13 protein-coding genes are annotated in these 15,517 nt (G+C 40.7%); 1 reads left to right on the plus strand and 12 read right to left on the minus strand.

Annotation, left to right across the window (positions count from 1 at the left end):
• Positions 1 to 243 precede the first annotated feature (243 nt).
• Positions 244 to 1,392, plus strand: coding sequence for a glycosyltransferase (locus tag ACXHJ1_RS05575; protein ID WP_457905753.1), 1,149 nt, complete (start codon positions 244 to 246; stop codon positions 1,390 to 1,392).
• Positions 1,393 to 1,606: 214 nt separating this feature from the next.
• Here ACXHJ1_RS05575 and ACXHJ1_RS05580 read toward each other — a convergent pair whose 3' ends face one another.
• The 12 genes from ACXHJ1_RS05580 to ACXHJ1_RS05635 all read right to left on the minus strand — a co-directional run bounded on the left by ACXHJ1_RS05580 (position 1,607) and on the right by ACXHJ1_RS05635 (position 14,957).
• A complete protein-coding gene (locus tag ACXHJ1_RS05580; protein WP_457905754.1) occupies positions 1,607 to 2,557 on the minus strand; it encodes a ring-cleaving dioxygenase in 951 nt (316 codons plus the stop codon).
• Between the two features lie 74 nt (positions 2,558 to 2,631).
• Positions 2,632 to 3,030: a DoxX family protein gene (locus ACXHJ1_RS05585; RefSeq protein WP_457905755.1), complete on the minus strand. Its 399-nt coding sequence runs from the start codon at positions 3,028 to 3,030 to the stop codon at positions 2,632 to 2,634.
• 69 nt (positions 3,031 to 3,099) lie between these two features.
• Complete coding sequence (locus ACXHJ1_RS05590; RefSeq protein WP_016820137.1) at positions 3,100 to 3,327, minus strand: DUF896 domain-containing protein; 228 nt, start codon at positions 3,325 to 3,327, stop codon at positions 3,100 to 3,102.
• A 350-nt stretch (positions 3,328 to 3,677) separates the two neighbouring features.
• The gene (locus ACXHJ1_RS05595) at positions 3,678 to 4,094 is read right to left on the minus strand and encodes a DUF4280 domain-containing protein (protein ID WP_016820136.1); all 417 of its coding nucleotides are present in this window, start codon (positions 4,092 to 4,094) and stop codon (positions 3,678 to 3,680) included.
• On the minus strand, positions 4,095 to 4,616 hold the full coding sequence (locus ACXHJ1_RS05600; protein WP_457906165.1) for a hypothetical protein: 522 nt from the start codon (positions 4,614 to 4,616) through the stop codon (positions 4,095 to 4,097).
• Positions 4,617 to 4,630: 14 nt separating this feature from the next.
• Entirely contained in the window at positions 4,631 to 5,881 is a 1,251-nt protein-coding gene (locus ACXHJ1_RS05605) for a pentapeptide repeat-containing protein (protein WP_457905756.1), read from the minus strand.
• A 77-nt stretch (positions 5,882 to 5,958) separates the two neighbouring features.
• Positions 5,959 to 7,374 (minus strand): hypothetical protein, encoded by a 1,416-nt coding sequence (locus tag ACXHJ1_RS05610; RefSeq protein ID WP_457905757.1) that lies wholly within the window; start codon positions 7,372 to 7,374, stop codon positions 5,959 to 5,961.
• Positions 7,371 to 8,045 (minus strand): hypothetical protein, encoded by a 675-nt coding sequence (locus tag ACXHJ1_RS05615; protein WP_457905758.1) that lies wholly within the window; start codon positions 8,043 to 8,045, stop codon positions 7,371 to 7,373. Before ACXHJ1_RS05615 ends, ACXHJ1_RS05610 begins: the two co-directional genes overlap by 4 nt.
• A 536-nt stretch (positions 8,046 to 8,581) precedes the next feature.
• The gene (locus ACXHJ1_RS05620; RefSeq protein WP_174821129.1) at positions 8,582 to 9,025 is read right to left on the minus strand and encodes a GNAT family N-acetyltransferase; all 444 of its coding nucleotides are present in this window, start codon (positions 9,023 to 9,025) and stop codon (positions 8,582 to 8,584) included.
• A 1,019-nt stretch (positions 9,026 to 10,044) separates the two neighbouring features.
• Positions 10,045 to 11,736, minus strand: coding sequence for a hypothetical protein (locus ACXHJ1_RS05625; protein WP_457905759.1), 1,692 nt, complete (start codon positions 11,734 to 11,736; stop codon positions 10,045 to 10,047).
• A gap of 973 nt (positions 11,737 to 12,709) precedes the next feature.
• Positions 12,710 to 13,417, minus strand: a complete 708-nt coding sequence (locus ACXHJ1_RS05630; RefSeq protein ID WP_457905760.1) for a hypothetical protein — start codon at positions 13,415 to 13,417, stop codon at positions 12,710 to 12,712.
• A 913-nt stretch (positions 13,418 to 14,330) separates the two neighbouring features.
• Entirely contained in the window at positions 14,331 to 14,957 is a 627-nt protein-coding gene (locus tag ACXHJ1_RS05635) for a hypothetical protein (RefSeq protein ID WP_457905761.1), read from the minus strand.
• Between the last annotated feature and the right edge of the window lie 560 nt (positions 14,958 to 15,517).

Genomic DNA, 15,517 nt, shown 5'->3' on the forward strand with positions numbered 1-15,517 from the left:
CATATAGTTTACCATAAACATGCCCATTTCATCTCATGTTTGTTTGTGTCCCTTTTACTTTACATCCTTATGCATAATGCTGCCATGACATATACATCACACCCACATTAACATCCGCATAGGACCAAGCCTGTTTCGAACTTTGTGGGTTGTTTGACTAGACCAGGCTAAAATCCTTGAATACATTGTTATTATTTATCTCGTTCAAAGGTTGTCTAATTAGAATGGTGGGGGGAGATCACATTGGCTATCCGCTACAGCGTCATCATTCCAACCTATAATCGCGCCCAGCAGCTGTTGCTCACACTCGCTTCATTTGAATCACAAACCTACCCGAAGCAACTATTCGAAGTCATTGTAGCTGATGATGGTTCTACAGACGGAACGAAAGAAATGGTCGAAGGCTTCAAAGCATCCTATCCTCTTATCTATGTGTCACACCCTGAACAACGCGGTCGATCTGCCGTTCGAAATTTGGGACTGCGCCGAGCAAAAGGGCTATACATCATTTTCTGTGACGCTGACTTTTTGGTGCTGCCTCATTTCATTAAAACCGTGAGCCGTTATCACCGCAAGTATCCCAAATCTGTGCTTTCAGGCATTCCGCACTCGTGGGACGATGCATTTACCCACTATCACCCTGATTTTTCTTTGGAAGAAAAAGAACATTGTCGGAGCATACTTACACAATCCGGCTTATGGAATCCTGACTTTGAAACAGCGAATGAAATTGTTCCGATCATCACCCCTGATGATGTCCTTCATCAAACAGGTGCACTGTCTAAAGTCGTTAGCCCCACAAGGGTTCCTCCCAATACGCAGAAACAATTTGCCTCAACGGACGTAGCTCCCTGGATGATGCTAGTAACTCGTTGTGTGGCCATCAGACGCAACCACTTAATTCGTATTGGAGGTTTTAATGAACGGTTTGTGCTGTACGGACTCGAAGACTGGGATCTTGGCTATAGACTGCATCGCTTAAAAATCCCTTTTTATTGCATCAAAGAGGTGGTCGGGTATCATCAGGAGCATCCAACCCATCTTAGAGGTAACGTTTTAAATACGGAAAATCTAAGAATCATGTATGAAACTTACGGGTTCAATGACTCCTCGTTAAATTTATTTGCTCTGATTCCTCCATCCGAGGATTTTGAGACCTACAAAAATACGCTGCGAGTATTGCGCAGGGGACTCCGTTCCAGGTTAACACGTTCATCAGCTATGTTGTTGAGAAGGACACTACGCATTGCTGCCAAGCAGTTTTATTATCACAACAACACCCCAGCATACCAACAATCATTACGAGCGATACAAAGGAAAGCTGAGAACCGGAAAAGCCGAGTCGCTCATGTGTTACGAGAAATGTTAGTAAAGTCTGAAAAGCTGGTGTAATAACAAGAGGGCGGAAGGTCATGAGATATATACCTGGAAGCAGGTTCTGTCTTGGATAGATAATGTCGTATATTAGATTAGTCAAATCATAAATATAGGTTAATTGCGGAGGATTTCATTTTCAGGAGGTAATTCATCGAATGAAAAATCCACAATCGAATGAGATTGTGGATTTATGTGACTTTATCTGGATGCAAAACAGCAGCTATTTCGTTTACTTTTGTTTATCTGTTAATGTTCTCACTTCAATAGGATGCAGGTTTGCCTCGATCTGAGCCCGCTGCGGTTCATACCACTCTGGTAGCATTAATTTTTGCCCCAAAGATTCCGCAGGTTCATCGTTAGCAAATCCCGGTGGATCTGTAGCAATTTCAAATAGTATGCCGCCCGCTTCTCTGAAATATATCGCATTAAAATATTGGCGGTCGATGATTGGGGTCGGCTGATAGCCATAATGCTGGACTGTGCTTCTCCACTCTTCATGTTGCTCGAAATCTTTTGCGCGCCATGCAATGTGATGTACCGTGCCTGCTCCACCAAAGCCTAAGCCCATTTTGACCAGCGGAACATCCACAATGTTGCCGATTTCTCCAGCGGACTGATAACGAGCATATTCGGCGTCTTCGTCGATTTTCGTAAATCCGAGTATGCTCTCCAATGCATCCATCGTTTTCTGTGGATTGACGCTAAATAGTACGGCGCCTCCGAACCCTTTAATGGCGTTATCAGCCGAAATGCCATTGTAAGACCAAGTACTGTTCGCTCCTTCTGCACGTTCAACAAGCTCAAGACGTAGGCCCTCATTATCCTCGAATTGAAGATACTGTTCATTAAAACGGCTTGTTTTCGTAACTTCAATACCAAAGCTTTGCAAACGGTGCTGCCAAAAATCAAGTGAACCTGGCGGTACCACATACGAGGTTATGCCCACCTGACCGCCTCCGACTCGCCCTTTGGGGGTTCCTGGTGCCGGGAAGAAAGTAATAATCGTTCCAGGACTTCCTGCCTCGTTACCAAAATACAAGTGATAAACCTCAGGAGCATCGAAGTTGATTGTTTTCTTCACTAACCGAAGTCCAAGAATACTTGCATAGAAGTCGACATTTGCCTGCGGATTACCAGCAAAAGCTGTAATATGATGGATACCTGTAGTTTGAAGTGACATATAAAATCCTCCTTTTAATTGTAAAAATCCTTATTTTTCATTATTGATAATCTTTAATGACCTAAGTTCATGTATTAATGAAGTATTGCATCAATGGAATATGAACCTGCCCCTGTCAACGCAATTCCGATTACGACAGCAATAAGAACCAGCGGATATTCATAGCCGTTAGCTGTGGCCCAGATCCCGTTTTGGCCATGTACTTTGACAATCGCTCCGAGCATCGTCATCGTAATCAACAGTGCAGCCAGTGGAGTAAGCAGTCCTACAGCAAATAGAGCTCCTCCCAGCAATTCCATCAATCCAGCGGCCACGGCCATCAATACTCCGGGCTTGATCCCAATTGATTCCATCCAACCACCAGTACCTTTTGGACCATAACCGCCAAACCAGCCAAAAAGCTTCTGAGCCCCGTGCCCCACAAATAGCAATCCTACTACCAAACGTATCAACAACAATCCACTCGCCAACATAAAATCACGCTCCATATTATATTTATTATTTAAAGATTTTTAAATTAGAGATATTTAGCAAAGCTAAATTCATGGTTTAACGATTTTAGCCTGCTCTCTTCTAAGTTTTTCAGGGGTAACATCATCTCCATTTGGATCATAAATCGTAGCGTTCAAGAGAATGCTTTGTACAGAGCCCCGGAAGATTTGAAGGTATTCCTTGCGAAGATCCATTTGCTCCGTTTTTTCAATTTCAGTTAACCCAACTTCTTTTGCTTTGTTTGCCAACTGATTAATTCTTTCTAAAATCGCAATCATGTGTATACCTCCCTATTCAAAATTTTCTGTTTGTTTTATCTTTAAATTATTTATCTTGATATAAAGATATAATATTTTTTTATTCTTGTCAACACTTTATTAAAAAGGGAAGAAGATAGACCCTTGAGTTGCTTTTCACCCCCATAATATCAAGGCCATCTCCATACTGATATTACTTGTATTTTAAACGTACTATTGCAGTGACCAGACCATCGTAGGTACGATGGATATCCTGATAAGATCGCTTCTTTATCTGGATATCCATCTGATACGAATACGAAGCAGCCTTCAGTTCAACTGTATACACGTCCCGAATACAATTCGAAACCTAACAGCTTTGAAACAGACCCTTAGTCCAGCTCCTGTCCATCATTTTCAATTTGAATATGACCACAATACAGACATTGATGGGTACAGTTTTGTGTCAAAGCCGGCTGTCCTTCGATCTTCACATCACTTTTCCCATTCAGCCACGGCATGGTCAGGACTGGAACACACGGAGCCTTCTTCACGCCATAGATGTCTACCATCTCACTAGCCTGCACAGCTGGATTTAAGGGACTGGAGCAATTTCCAAAAGACTGAATGTTCACCCCTGGAACGTAATCTCCAATGTTCATTTGTGCTTTGTTTTTTACGTAGACGCCATGGCTAAAAGGTCTCTTCAAACGGGTAGGTTGTGTGCCATAACTACAACTTAAGATCGCTCCTGCCACGACATAGCTTTTTTTTGCACCCGTTCCCGGTCTCACCTGGGCTTCTCCCACTTACCCCATCCTCCTTAGTGCTTCTATCTCAACTCTTTGCACTCGAATACCTGTAAAAGATCGGCGCAGCAGGCTTTCTGCCACAGCCAAATGGATATAGATATAAGGTTCGATCAGTCCCTCAATCCGAAAAACAGGGGGCTCTATCTCCCCCTGTCTCAGTAGCAAACGCTTCAACGTACCATTGAGGTACCATTCCGTTTGTGTAGACAAACAGTCCACCATCGGCGGACGAAGCACCCAGTATACCTCCTGTCTGGCCTGCTGGAAATCGGTAAGGATGGCTGCTTTCCACTTCAGTTCCGGCATATATTTCTCCAATAATACTTTCATCCGATCGGACACCAGTGGTAGGGGAAATTCCAAAAAATCCGGGTACACTGTTCGTGGATCGGTATGTACAGCCAAAAAAAGAGGTTCATCCTGCTGTTGCTGTCCCTCGGCCTCCGTCAGGATATCTTCTACTTGCAAAGGAGACAGCGCAGCAGGCTCCACCCGATGCTTTACCCGCTCGTCTACCATCAGTCGGAAATATCTCAGTGCAACCACCCCCTTTTGCTAGCAGCATCCCTGACCTGTGTAGACCACTCCAAACCAATGGCTCCTCTACGCTGTTCATCGGTAAAAATGACTCCTTGTACGTTTGCACCCGTAAAATCAGTCCCGATCAGGCAAGCCCCTTTAAAGGATGCACCTGTCACATCTGCTCCAACAAAGCAGGCATCCGTGAGGTCTGCTCCGTCCAAGGACGCTTTTTGTAGTAACGCCTCTTGAAATATGGCTCCCCGCAACTGTGCATCTTGAAAACGGGCCCCCTGCAAGCTCGCCCCTGTGAAATCTACGCCAGCAAAACCCAATGGCTCCCAATCTAGTGAAGCATCTGATCCATAGCCGGCGTTACCTATAACGACATCCAATATGGCCCCTTTCAACGAGCATCCGCTAAAATTGGCTCCATGAAGTACGCTGTATGTCAAATCGATTCCATTTAGCTGACTATCCTGCCACACCGTTCCTACCAGGATACAACCATGCAGACGGCTGTGTTCCATTCTGATTTGGCGAAAGGCTGTATAACGGAAATCCAATAGGCTGTAATCCCCATCCGATAGTTCAACTTGGGTCAACGCCTGATAGCTGTACGCATGTTCTTCTCTTTCCTGCAACCACGACTGGATTTCATTTGCCTCCATGGCTCTGCGATCTTCTCGATATACCGACACACTATGATCCATATATTCCCCCACACGAATCTCGAACGTCTCATCTCGCTCCAGCTCTTGAAACTCCGGCAAGCACACCGCCTGTTTCATCGCCAAACGCAACGCATTCACAACGAGCGCATGAATGTGTACTGCTGCCTCCAACATTATCTGCTCCCATTCAAGCTCCGATAGAGAAACATGCTGCTTCTCTACCTCCCCTCGCAATTGTCGCTGCAAATCGGTCCAGTAGGAATATGTCCAGCTTGTATCCCATTCCAATCGGATCGGCTGCGGATCAAGCATCCATAAAACATCGGAAGCCTCTACGAAATAAGCAGGCCGTTCTTCCAGCCAGGTGGTACGTAGCATAGAGTACGTGATATAACCGATCCTTCCTTTTCTTCCTTGAAGCTGCTCTTGCCGAATGTGCTGGCAATATCCCCTAAACTCTTCGACACAGGCTTGAATCCGTTGCTCCTGCGCCACCTTGAACTTCAGTGCCCAGTCTCTGCGGATGAGAAACCACGCCTGATTCAAAATGGCTTGCCATTGCGGTTCTAACTCATCCATAGGCTTCTCCATTTGTACTCAATCACCACCCAAAGCTCTTCATATACTCATATCTACAGGCTGATGCCATTCGTCCGCTGCCCTACAGCCTAATTCGACTTCACTTCACTGCCCTTCATATCCGCTGATCCACTCAATTGAATATGACTGCCATTGCAATCCATACGCAGCTCGCTGCCTGCCGACAAATTCATCGTTTTCCCAGCCGACAAGCTCAGATTACCACCCGCCGAGATACTTACCTGTTTATTGCTCATAATATGAATGCCTTCCTTATCGTCCAGCTTGATAAAAATAGCACCATCTTTACCCGTCACGACCAGTTCATCCGGTCCCAAACGAATTTCTTTTCCATGAGGTGTTCGCCATATTTTCATCTGCGGATTGGAAAGCTTGTTATGCCCGCTTCCTCTGTCTGCACGTCGGACTGCACTGCCTGCTACCCCATCCTCTTCACGGCTGCCCGGAAAATAGAGTGAAACCGGGTCCCCTTTCTCCGGCATTACGTACCAGCCTGTATGTCCCCCGCCGCTATACACCGTCGAATAGTTGAACCAATGCGCCTGATCGACCGCCTGCTTCTTGTCGCAATCCAGATGGATACGTACCTGATCCTGACGTACGTCTACGACCACCCCGCCTAATGAAGCACCCGCCAGCTTTTCCTGATAATAGCCTTTCTGCCGTAAGCCTTTGTACGAGGCAAGCACATATTGATGCCGCAACAGCCCTTGCCTCATCTCCGTATAAGCCTCAATGACATACAAACTGTGTCCCTGAAAGGTCAACTGAGCGCCCAGATCCAGCACCTCGTCTGTCTCCACCTCATAAAAAATAAAATCATTTTCGTTCACCTTCGCCTGCTCATTTTCCTGAAAGTAGCGAAAAGGCAGCATCTGCTTGCGTACCGTATAACGGGTATGATCTAGCACGGCCTGTGCAGGGCTGTCTTCAATGCCAAAATAAAATTTAGGACTGTCAAAACGCGCCACAGGCATCAGGCTCGTATGATAGCGAGAAGCCATGCGTCTTAAAAAAGCCCAATCCGTCTCCTGATACTGGATGGCAATCCGTCCGATAGGCTCTCCACCGGTCGCTCCATCAATCACATCCAACCCCTCATAATCCTTACCAATCTGCTCCAGCATCTGGGGAATCGTCATTTTGGTATATTGAAAAGAACGGGTGCGTTGCTGAATATCCATCCGATAAGTATGGGAGATGGCCTCTACCTCCAGATAGTACACATCCCGCACAACCTTCACTTCGACCGATAGCGCAATTCCGCTGAATAGCGGCTTACTTTCACCCGATTCATTGCGCTGGCTTACCTCAATAACCGTGTTCTTTTCCGTCGTTTCCACATAGCTGTCCTGCATTTCTTCCGGGATGATCCCTGTAAAATAGAGCCGAGTATGCTCGTTGATTTTCTTCGCGAGGGTAAGGTGCTCCAGCTCAACCAGTTCGTAGGGGTGAATTTGGATATTATCGTAGCCCAGACTCATAGCGAATCCGCTCCTTTCTCAAGCGTAGTTTGTAAGGGCAATGAAACTGCATGAAGCGACTGCACTGTGTTTTCCGCTACAGGTATCCATACCTCCATGTCCGATTCCGTACAGTTAAACGTCCCCATCATCACCTGTCCTGCATGGGTGAACAGCAGGATTTCGTTGTACAAATTCGTATCCACGCCTGCAGCTATAAAACGGATCATGCCAATGGACAGACCGCAATGATTCACGATCAATTGAGTGCCCAGCCAGTTACGGATTGGTTGTACAGCTCGCAAAGTGTCCGCCATTTGCTCCACAAACTCAGAAAGTTCCTCGTCTGCCAAAGTGGACTCTGTCCGATTAAAGGTGATATTCACCGTTCCATCCTCCGAGGTATAAATGACCTCTGGACGATATTCCGAAGGATACTTAAATTTGGCCTGCTCCAGTGGCATCAAGCTAAAAGATTTTGGGACGCTTACCTGCATTTGTCCGTCAAAAATTATCCTCCATTCCAACGTAATGAACTCATCACCTAACCGCAACGCCTGATTTTCCCCGAAAACGGATTGATCGCGATCGGATATAACAGTTTGAGAAAGACTCGTATTTACGTTATTAGATGCAACATCATAATTAAGCCTATTTTTGAGACTTAAAATATGCTCGTCCATATAGTTCATAGGGGTAGTCCCTTCTTCTTAAAAAGATGAGAGTTTCATTCAAAATATAAAATTAGGAGGGCATATTTAACAATAACCCATCTTATGTATGTATCGGCCAGAATCGAGATTTTGTTTACAGAAAGAACCATAGAATGCGTTATTTTCAATGTACATTTCTGAAAGGAGAAGGGGAGGATAGAAACGGACTAAGGATTGGATTGAATCCATCCTTGCTTAAAGTAGGTGTTATTAATTTGAAGGGCATCTTCCGTAATACAATTAATTTTATTAAGCGGTTTGGATAATCGAGGTTTGTAGAGTTGGAGTTACTTGGTCCGCAATCGAACTTATTAAAGAGCAAAAATCCGCTCTATGAGCGGGGAAGTGGCGACGGATATGAAGTGAAACTAATGCAATTAAATGAGAAGGCAGCTCTTCCAACCAAAAAAAGACGGTACCGACGAAAGCATCATTCAACGTGAAGTCCGTACCATCTCTAATTCAAGAATACTACACAAAATAATTTTAAGTAATTCAAATTGTCCTTATAATATTCATAATATGCTTTTCTCAAATAGAATTTCATCACGAATCGGAATACCATTATCCGCTACTTTTGGTATTCCAGGTTTTACGATCCTTGCCTTTTCAACAGAGTTTGGAAATATTTTCGCAATTTGATAACCTTTTTTTTGATAAAATAAAAAAGCATGTAAGTTATCATTAGTTGTTACTAATTTTATTTTGCAACATCCGCTCTTTTTTGATACTGCTTCTACCTGATTCAATAACGCAGTACCAATTCCCTTATTTTCATCTTTGCTATCTAAAGAAATGATTTCACATTCATTATCGCTTATAACATAAGTGACTAATCCCATAATCTTTTCTGTATGATCTACGATAGCAAATCCATCTAACTCATCACATTGATAGATCCCGCTAGAAATCACCATTTGAGGAGTTCCCCAATTACAAATAAAAAAATCGGTTATCATTTTTTTATCAAATTCTTTTGTATCAACTATACGCAAGATTTCCCCTCCATTTTACGAATTTATAAATTGGTATTATCGTCCAAAATATTATATCTAAAAATCAGGCTACTGGGATGTCAGTAACCTGATTTTATTCCCTTTGAAATTGTTATACTTATTTTATGGTTAAAAGTTATATTATCTCTGTATTTTTAGAGTAATTTATATTTATATTTCGAACTGTATTGTAATATAAGTTTTAGGTGTAAAATGCAATAGAAAAAAACTATTAAAAAAAGCAGCCATTACAGAAGATAATCTGTGATAGCTGCTTTCTGTCTTTCAGGACCACATCACCAGCCGGAATCTTCCTGAGATCAAGAAGTTCATCGGCAGCTATGTAGAAAAGGTGATCGTCTACAAAGAACACGTAGAAGTCATCTTTAAGCTACAAGTTGTGGATTTGATCGATGGAGGCGAACCGTGGCACGGTAAATCCACAGTTCTGCGTGTTGTAATGTTTAGAATGTTTGGGGATAACCAGGTCTCCTTCATTAATCATCCTTTAACCCAGTCCTTCCATCAACTTCACTCTTAATTACTTAATCACGGATTGTATTTAGCGAATAATATTACTACAGCAATTATTACGATTAGTATAAAGAAAGCCCGTACTTGACTATTTGACTCTCGCCGTTCAGTCTTTCTAGCCTTTTCCCAAGACTCACTTTTTTGCTTTGAGGTTGCCCGGTTCTTCGTGGAGGAAGGACAAAAATGATATTTACGATTCCACTCGACATATTATATCGTATAATTCCATTAATTTACATGTAGTTTCTAGTACATTTCAATAAGCCTACTTTTATAAACGGGTTATGCCCCGCACGCATTCCTCAAGTGTCATGAAAACTCAAAAAGTCACATCTAATCCTCATCACCTAAATAAGCAGTACCGCTTATAATAGTAAAATCACCATCATATAGCGTCAGTACCCGCTGCCGTGTGATGCTTAGATTGGGGAATATTTCTAGGGAATAATTTATTGGGAATCGATATAAGCTTCACAAGCATCGCAGAAACCATTTATTCCACTTATATTGGGATTATACAATTCTTCACATCGTATACAAGACTTTAAATCATGTTGATGCCCGCACCTCACACATTTCCCAACCCCGCCAATATGATCAACCAAACTTACTGAACTTTCTCCGCATTCGTCACAATCAAAATCAGCAATAGGATCCCAACCGCCATCCTTTACAGATGAATATTGTTCAGACTGTAACTCAGCCAAATAATCTTGATAATTTTCATCAATTGTTTTAATTATCTTTTCTCTAAAGTCTTCTAGTTCACTAATATCAAATATATCTACCGCTGTTTGCTGATAGCACCCTTCATCTGTATCCCATTCTGCATTACCATTGGAGTTACTTATTTTACAAGTTGCGACCTCACCATCGTCAAGATGTAGTTTCAACTCCAAGGAACTAGTCTCCCCAGGATCATCAGATAGTTCTTTTACAATTGATATTAATGTAACAATTTTATCGTCAATACGACTACTAACCTTTAGAAGTTCAGTAGGTTCTGTTAAATCCAAGGCAGGTTTGGAATTATACTCAATATCAAGAGCAGGACGGAAATATATTTGATCTTGGATATCCGATACGAAATTCATCAAAGTCGATTCAAACAAACTTAATATTTGCTTCTCATTCCTAACTTCAACACCCACCATCTCATATGGTCGGTTTTTCACATCTTCTTCAAATATTTCTCTTAGTATCTCTATTTGTTCACGATCTTCATCAGATATCTCAGTTTGGCTGAATTTTTCTGAAGCCTTATTAATCATCTCTGCAACAGAAACTATATTTTCTGAAATCTTCTCATTCGCAATTTTATCTATTAATTTATTATGAGCAATATGATTACGATTCTTACTAAAGTTTTCCCATTCTGAAAGGAATGACTCTGAAAGATACGGCTTAAATAATGTATCCCATATCTTAACTTCTATTTTTAACTGGCCTTTTAGCTTTTCTTTTAGTTTAATAACTTCACTTTGAGATAGGTTATCTTTTGCAATTAACTTCTCAATTTCATTATCATGTGTAGGTTCCCATTTCTGAAGTATATTTGTCATTACAATTAACAAATCGTCAGTATCAATTGACATTAAATGATCATTTACATTTTGAAAAGATACGGCTAACCTTTTATATGCCCCTTGACGAGCCTTATGTTTGTTACGAACTTCTTCAGGAACATATTTGTCCCACCAAGATGCACCTAATTTCTTAACCATAACCATGTTAATAAAATTTCTAAGTCCATTTTCTACTCTGTATATCCGTCCATAAAGTTCTTCAGCAAATCTAGAGGATTGTTCATCTGTCAACCAGAGTATTTGCTCCCAATCCTTTTTCAGGGCCTCTTTTAATAGGATTTTCAGATCATGAAGATGGTCGTCAAAATGTATATCTTTTTGGGGCTGCAAAATAACGCTCAACTGCTTTGTTCCGTTATATGTATATAATGAAAATTTTCCGAAATAAAGATGAGAATTCCCGGTTTCGATTTTTGCTTCCCATTCATTTTCAGATTCATCAAATATGATACAAGCCTTAACAAATGCTGCCTTATTTCTAAGAGTTTGAAGGAAATCAGGAACATATTTGAGATCTATATCATTTTTAGGATTGACCATTACAAATGTTATCATTTTATCCTCCAAATAACACAATTATTTTTTCCAACGCCCCCAGCACTATATAATATCTATAATGTGCAATAATCTTCAATAGTTACAAGGCACACCGCGCTACTCTTTGGACGTACCGAATGAATGTAGTTTCTCCAAAGAGGATACTTGACATCTTGGCGATCTGTAAAATGCTCTCTGGGAATAAGGTCAGCATTTATAAATGTATCTTAAATGTTCTGTAGATCGTAAATGCCCGGAGGGGACAAACCTCAATCCATCACAGCCCTTTTATACAACCCTGTTTTTCACCACGTTTCTTTTGGAAATTTAGATGCCCGCTATTTTTCATCACAATCCCCTTCATAGTAACTTAGTTATCAACACTTAAAACATTCAGTGTACGATCAGCCTTTGAATATTTAACAGTCAATTTGGACCCTACTTTGAATATGTCAGGAAGTTTCTTGTATAAGTGGACACCATTAATACGCCCTCTTACTGACGGAGGAATAGTGCCTTCAATGGATATATCCTGGAAAACAACCTTAACCGTGCCACTTAGAGGTATGCTCTTACCTATATGGTTTTTAACCCCAAATCTTAATCCACTAATAAGCTTGCCTGCTTAGTTCCTATATAGATGATTTACACCCATACGTTCAGCACGTAAGCTTCTCATGTAGTATCTCCAAGTTCGTTTTAGTCTGGAAAGCTGCAGCCTCGTTTGCAAGCGATAGCAAACAAGTGTGCTCTAACTCCTCGGCACTCTTGAGACGATTGTCCAATATTCCATGGCACATTCTCCACAAGATGCACCTGAACCCACAGCTTGTATACTCAAAGCTTGTGCTACTCATATAGGCACTCCATTTGAAGCCGATCCAACCCGCTTCTTCACTTATTGACGGCAAATCGACGTTCAACCTCAGTTTCATATCGTTCTCCAGAAAGACGATGAACTAGACAAGGACTAAGATCATCGAAATCTATTCTACTTCCATCTTCTATGTTTTCTAACCAAAATTCCTTCCCCTGACTTTTTATGCACCCTATATATGTCAAAATCTGTTTGCTGTTTCAAGTAAAAATCTATAAAAGCTTGTTTATTAAAAGTGGAGCCCGAAAACAAAAAAGAAATTATATGGACTAAGAACAAAAATGTTTTATTGAGTTTAAATCGTCTAAACGGGCCCTGCCCTTTTATTTTTCCAACTCCTTTTATTTCTGTCTCTTCTAGTCCAGTATGTATAACTTGTATAATTACAAAATCATTGAAGTCAAAATAATCAAAATTTAAGATAACATCATTCCCGCTGACCTCAACAGAAACATTGTTAGCCGGTTCATTCCTTCTAATTATCTTAGCATCTAGTAAAGCACAGTCATCAGGTAAACGTAATTTAATTGGATCAATTATTGCAATATCCTCTTTATTAACAGTTTCTTTCCCTGCGTTCCATATGCTAATTTTTGAAATCGTTAAATTATTTACGTCTTTTTCATTAAATAAAATCCTGACATTATCCATAACGTGATTTTCATTATTGATCAAATTCTTACCTTCAATAGAGTATATGAGCTTTCTTACTTTTTTGCTTTTAAAATAAAATATGACACTTAAAACAAAACCTGCAATAGTACTTATAGCTAATAGTACAGATACAATGGGATTCGTTACTAGTTGGTTTATTTCGTTCATATGTTCATCTCCCCACTTGCTGCTAATAAAAAATAAACTCTCCGTTTTTTATCGCTTCTCATAAAATCAAACATGTAACACAAGGCTTACAGAATTAAAACCTACCCTCTTCAACGCCAAATCCCTGCAGAATATAAGAAAGAACTAACAAAGCTCGCTTCTGCAAATCTAAAAACTGACATTATTTTACTTACTTCTTAATAAAAAAATTGACATAGGGCTAGATTTTCCTTCAACTCAATTTGCTACTTCCTGTACAATTCCGAACAGATTCCCAATAAAACAATAATAGTTACCTACTTTCAAGATTTTAGATGGACGCTATCATTTTTTCTCAGCCACTCCTCTAAGCCTGTCAAATCTCAAGTAAGCAACCTCTTTCCGCTTTGGACGGAGCTTGCTTCCATTTCGCCGCCACATACTAGTAAGACTGTTTGGGCAGGTTTTGCTTAACTAATTATGATATTTTTGATTTTGTTGATCTTCAAATAATCTTGATACGAACACAATAGCTTTAGCAGCACCGCTTCGTTCCCCGTCTTTAAAGCCTTCCGAGCACCCTTCGACATAAGCTCTCATTAACCTTGTATTCAAACCACCGTTTTGTTTAATAAGCTTTGTTGCTCAGCCCCACTCATTCTTCCCTTCAATGTAGCTCTCAACCTGTGTGAATTAAAGGCAGATTTCCACAACAATCCTAACTGTATTCTCATCATACAAAATTTTCGCATCTAATCCCAGACTGAATTGACATTGTCAGTCGATCAATAAGGAAACGAATCCCTGTAGTACATTAACCGTTGTGGTTTTTTGTGGACAAGGGTTCTTTTTTCCGAATCATGGCGCGGTAAATACACAATTCGCCGTAGTGTAATGGTTTGTCTTTTTAGGGAGGTCGCATAACTAAGTGCTTTCATTTCTGTTTACCCTTTGAATCTTTATATTCATTGAGGGCACTATTGCTTTCATATAAAACCTTAACCGCGTAGTTAAACATAAGTAACGGAGCCATTATCATTAACAATGATACCTTTAAAAAGACATCCTTAACTTCGTCAGTAATAACTAACACGCTAAGAGTGAAAGTAATTCCCCAAATCAACATTCTCCCTAACTCTAAAGCTGGTTTTTGATTAAAAACGAAATGTTCATGCTTTTTGAAAATTGTAAAACTTATAAGATTCAGGATAATGGTAGCAAATATATAATAACCTAAAATTATATATATTCGAACGTTATCCAATGTACTATTTGGTAAAGATTCCATCAGTTCTATAACCAAAGTCATGGAGGTTAGAACCGTAAGTAACGGTAAAAAAATTTGCACATAAAAGGCCAGAAACACAAACCTTAATCTACTAAACTTACGAAATATACCGATTCGGTTAAAGTACCACAATGTGCTTATATAAAGGAGCATCGCCATAATGAATCCCGGAAAGCATACATTCCCTAATACCACTAATAGATAAAGAATGAAGATAAGTCCATTATCAACATCTCTCTGCTCTAAAATCCCTTGATTATTCTCTGGTTGCATTTTCTATTATGCCCTTTCCTAAGTTTAGTAGTATTTAGAATATGAATTGAAACCCATAAAAAGAGTCCACTCAAAAATTGAGTGGATCGCTTGTTTGCTCAGAGGGGGAGGCTGTACCCAGCGGCTATGTTGGTCCTCAGTGCCCAACCCGTTTCTACACTTGCTGATAAAAACATGTTTGTGTTAGTCTTGTTTTCCATTGTAATCTCCCCCTTAGTTTTCGCACCAAGAATACATAAATTGGATAATCCTGCCAGTGTTAAGCCCACTAATACAAGAGCACGAATGTACCAATAAACCACATTCTCGGATTCGAACCGACCACCCTACCGGTCAGATGCGCTGACCATCTAAGCACACAAAGACTAGTAATTATAGTACAAAGCAAGCAACTTATAAATAACTAGCACCTAATGATCTCCAAATGTTTGATTATGATAAATTTCTCAAAACCAAATTGCAAACAGCCACTTAAACAGCGCGCAAATAAAGACATATCTAATGGCTGATGAAACCCTGTCCGACATTAACCATTTTGGTTTTGTCTGGATAAGGGTTCA

The organism is Paenibacillus sp. ALE2 (assembly GCF_054113385.1).

Coding starts and splice junctions, on each gene's coding strand:
- ACXHJ1_RS05620 (WP_174821129.1), bottom strand. CDS start 9,025: ATGATAACCGATTTTTTTATTTGTAATTGGGGAACTCCTCAAATGGTG.
- ACXHJ1_RS05630 (WP_457905760.1), bottom strand. CDS start 13,417: ATGAACGAAATAAACCAACTAGTAACGAATCCCATTGTATCTGTACTA.
- ACXHJ1_RS05625 (WP_457905759.1), bottom strand. CDS start 11,736: ATGATAACATTTGTAATGGTCAATCCTAAAAATGATATAGATCTCAAA.
- ACXHJ1_RS05635 (WP_457905761.1), bottom strand. CDS start 14,957: ATGCAACCAGAGAATAATCAAGGGATTTTAGAGCAGAGAGATGTTGAT.
- ACXHJ1_RS05590 (WP_016820137.1), bottom strand. CDS start 3,327: ATGATTGCGATTTTAGAAAGAATTAATCAGTTGGCAAACAAAGCAAAA.
- ACXHJ1_RS05605 (WP_457905756.1), bottom strand. CDS start 5,881: ATGGAGAAGCCTATGGATGAGTTAGAACCGCAATGGCAAGCCATTTTG.
- ACXHJ1_RS05610 (WP_457905757.1), bottom strand. CDS start 7,374: ATGAGTCTGGGCTACGATAATATCCAAATTCACCCCTACGAACTGGTT.
- ACXHJ1_RS05600 (WP_457906165.1), bottom strand. CDS start 4,616: ATGGTAGACGAGCGGGTAAAGCATCGGGTGGAGCCTGCTGCGCTGTCT.
- ACXHJ1_RS05585 (WP_457905755.1), bottom strand. CDS start 3,030: ATGTTGGCGAGTGGATTGTTGTTGATACGTTTGGTAGTAGGATTGCTA.
- ACXHJ1_RS05615 (WP_457905758.1), bottom strand. CDS start 8,045: ATGAACTATATGGACGAGCATATTTTAAGTCTCAAAAATAGGCTTAAT.
- ACXHJ1_RS05580 (WP_457905754.1), bottom strand. CDS start 2,557: ATGTCACTTCAAACTACAGGTATCCATCATATTACAGCTTTTGCTGGT.